General features: G+C 68.0%; 3 protein-coding genes and 1 pseudogene. All 4 read left to right on the forward strand.

Annotated elements, in window-relative coordinates; translation table 11 throughout:
• Positions 1 to 113 precede the first annotated feature (113 nt).
• Positions 114 to 1,502 carry an ATP-dependent RNA helicase DbpA gene (gene dbpA, locus AC6LKG_RS26365; protein WP_498169918.1) on the forward strand — a complete coding sequence of 463 codons (1,389 nt, stop codon included), beginning with the start codon at positions 114 to 116 and terminating at the stop codon, positions 1,500 to 1,502.
• Between the two features lie 177 nt (positions 1,503 to 1,679).
• Complete coding sequence (locus AC6LKG_RS26370; protein ID WP_498169920.1) at positions 1,680 to 2,087, forward strand: DoxX family protein; 408 nt, start codon at positions 1,680 to 1,682, stop codon at positions 2,085 to 2,087.
• A gap of 236 nt (positions 2,088 to 2,323) precedes the next feature.
• Positions 2,324 to 2,482, forward strand: a complete 159-nt coding sequence (locus AC6LKG_RS26375) for a hypothetical protein (RefSeq protein ID WP_006385045.1) — start codon at positions 2,324 to 2,326, stop codon at positions 2,480 to 2,482.
• Between the two features lie 30 nt (positions 2,483 to 2,512).
• Positions 2,513 to 3,428, forward strand: a pseudogene (locus tag AC6LKG_RS26380) (adenylate cyclase); the annotation flags it as partial.

Below are 3,428 nucleotides of genomic sequence, written 5' to 3' on the forward strand. Positions count from 1 at the left end.
GGCGTGCGCCCGGCGGCCGGTGCGCGCGCCAGTCCGGGCGCCCCGGGGAACCCGCAGGCCTTACACTGTCGGCCGAATCCGTATTTATCGCAGTTCCTGCGAGAGCCCCTGCCGTGACCCAGACGCCCTTCACCACCCTGCCCCTTTTGCCCGCCCTGCTCGACAATCTGCAAAGCCTGGGGTTCGAGCAGATGACGCCGATCCAGGCGCAAAGCCTGCCGCTGATCCTGGAAGGCCGCGACCTCATCGCGCAGGCCAAGACCGGCAGCGGCAAGACCGCGGCCTTTGGCCTGGGCGTGCTGCAAAAGCTCGATCCCGCCCGCCTGACGCCGCAGGCGCTGCTGCTCTGTCCGACCCGCGAACTGGCCGACCAGGTGGCGCAGGAACTGCGCCGGCTGGCGCGCCAGATCGCCAACGTCAAGATCCTGACGCTGTGCGGCGGCGCCGCGGCCCGCCCGCAAGCCGAATCGCTGGCGCGCGGCACCCACATCGTGGTCGGCACGCCCGGCCGCATCCAGGACCACCTGGAACGCGGCAGCCTGGACCTGTCCGGCCTGACCACGCTGGTGCTGGACGAGGCCGACCGCATGGTCGACATGGGCTTCTACGACGATATCGTGGCCATCGCCTCGCATTGCCCCGCCAAGCGCCAGACCCTGCTGTTCTCGGCCACCTACCCCGACAACATCCGCAAGCTGAGCGCGCGCTTCCTGCGCAACCCGGCCGAGGTCAAGGTCGAGGCGCAGCATGACGCCAGCCGCATCGAACAGATCTTCTACGAGATCGACCCTGCCGAACGCCTGGACGCGGTGGCCAGGCTGCTGGCGCATTTCCGCCCGGTCTCGACGCTGGCCTTCTGCAACACCAAGATCCGCAGCCACGACCTGGTCGAACGCTTGCAGGCCGAGGGCATCAGCGCCCTGGCGCTGAACGGCGACCTGGAACAGCGCGAGCGCGACGAGATCCTGATCCAGTTCGCCAACCAGAGCTGCGCCGTGCTGGTGGCCACCGACGTAGCCGCGCGCGGCCTGGACATCCAGAACCTGGGCGCGGTCATCAACGTCGACGTCACCAAGGACACCGAGGTGCACGTGCACCGCATCGGCCGCAGCGGCCGCGGCGACCAGAAAGGCCTGGCCCTGAGCCTGTGCTCGCCCGACGAAATGCGCTGGGCCAACCTGATCGAGCAGTACCAGGGCGCGCCGCTGACCTGGGGCGACCTGAAATCGCTGCGCCCCAAGGCCGACCGGCCGCTGCGCGCGCCCATGGTGACCCTGTGCATCCAGGGCGGCAAGAAGGACAAGCTGCGGCCCGGCGACCTGCTGGGCGCCCTGACCGGCGACGGCGGCCTGGCCTTCGAGCAGGTCGGCAAGATCAACATCACCGAGTTCAATGCCTACGTGGCGCTGGACCGCAAGATCGCCAAACAGGCGTTCTCGCGCCTGTCCAACAGCAATATCAAGGGCCGGCGCTTCCGCATGCGCTATCTCGAGGAACTGTAGGACGCATTTCTCTGCGCCGCCCCGTCGGTGCGGGGCAAAACGCTTGCTGGTCATATTCCGGATTTGTCATAATGGCGCACCCCGCGCCGGCCGGCGCGGGAGCGGGAACCAAAGGCTCGGCGTGCGCTCCAACCGGCGCATCGCATTCCCCTTAACCACCATAAAGAGAAATCCACCATGATCAAATCCGACGATACCGGCAAGCTGATCCTGCGCCTGACCCTCGGCATTCTGATTCTGCTCCATGGCCTGTTCAAGATCACTGGCGGCGGCGTCGGCGGCATCGCCGGCATGCTCTCCTCGCACGGCCTGCCGGGCTTCCTGGCGTATGGCGTGTACATCGGCGAAATCATCGCGCCGGTGCTGCTGATCATCGGCGTCTACACCCGCCTGGGTGGCCTGATCATCGCCATCAACATGGTGGTCGCGATCCTGCTGGCCCATACGAGCCAGATCGGCAACCTGACCAACAATGGCGGCTGGGCGCTGGAACTGCAAGGCATGTTCCTGTTCACCGCCCTGGCCGTTGCCTTCATGGGCGCCGGCCGCTTCAGCCTGGCCGGCAACGGCGGCCGCTGGAACTGACCGCCACGGCGCCTGCGCGCCATCCCGACAGGCCGCCGCAAGGCGGCCTTTTTCATGCGCGGCCCAGGAATAATTGCTACGAACGACATCAACGGTCACGCTGGCGCAAACATCCGTCACCCGAAAGCTGTTTCGGAACCATTTCAGCCCACGAACCCGATACCCGAAACGTGGCCTAATCCCTACGAGCCCAGACAAGGCGTGACGCACGCCAGACGCTCGGCAGGAGATCGACCATGAAGAAGACCATTTTGCTGATGCTGGCCATGGCCAGCGCCCTGACCGGCTGTGTAGTGGTGCCGGCGCGCCCGGCTTATTACCGGCCGGCGCCCGCTTATTACTATTACCCCGCGCCGCACTATTACTATCACGGTGGCTACTACCACGGCTATTGATCCGCGCCTGCGCCGCGCAAAGGAAACGCCATGCACGCCCCAGCCCTGCTTCCCCGCCTGCGCCCCCTGGCCGCCGCCGTGCTGATGACGGCCTGCGCCGGCGCCATGGCGCAGACGTACGCGCCGCCGCCGGCCCCGGCCGCGCCCGCTTATGACAATGGCGATCCCGCCAGCGCCAACCTGGCGCCGCTCGACCGCAGCCCGCAGCCGCCGCCGCCCCTGCCCGTCTACACCCAGCCGCCCGCGCCCGGCGATGGCTACATGTGGGTTCCGGGCTACTGGAGCCTGAACCGGTACGGCTTTTTCTGGGTGCCTGGTGCCTGGGTGCTGGCGCCCTACGCCGGCGCGCTGTGGACCCCCGGATATTGGGGCTTCGTCGACGGCATCTACCGTTGGCACGCCGGCTATTGGGGACCGCACATCGGCTTCTACGGCGGCATCAACTATGGCTTTGGCTACATCGGCATCGGCTACGTCGGAGGCTATTGGAACCACGACCGCTTCTACTACAACCGCGCCGTGACCAACGTGAATGTGACACGCGTCACCAACGTCTACAACCACACCGTCGTGGTCAACAACATCGATAACCGCCGCATCAGCTACAACGGCGGCCCCGCCGGCATCCAGCGCCGCGCCGACCCGCGCGAGATCGCCGCGCGCAACGAACCGCACCATCCTCCAACCGAGGCGCAGCGCGGCTACGCCCGCGATGCCGGCGGCAACCGGGCGCAGTTCTTCCAGCACAACCAGGGCCGTCCACCGCAGGCGTTTGTCGATCGCGCCCCCGGCTCGCGGCCGGGCGCCGGACCGGATGCCAGGCCAGGCAACGGCCCGGACAATCGTCCAGGCAACCGGGCCGGTCCCACGCCCGACAGAAGCCCGGGCGCCCCCGCGCCGGGCGGCGCGCGGCCCGAGCCCCGCCGCGGCGACCCCGCCGCCGGGC

It is taken from the genome of Achromobacter sp. 46006 (assembly GCF_059761975.1).

What these genes read in the sequence shown, in the direction of transcription:
- AC6LKG_RS26370 (WP_498169920.1), top strand. Translation starts at nt 1,680, where the DNA reads ATGATCAAATCCGACGATACCGGCAAGCTGATCCTGCGCCTGACCCTC.
- AC6LKG_RS26375 (WP_006385045.1), top strand. Translation starts at nt 2,324, where the DNA reads ATGAAGAAGACCATTTTGCTGATGCTGGCCATGGCCAGCGCCCTGACC.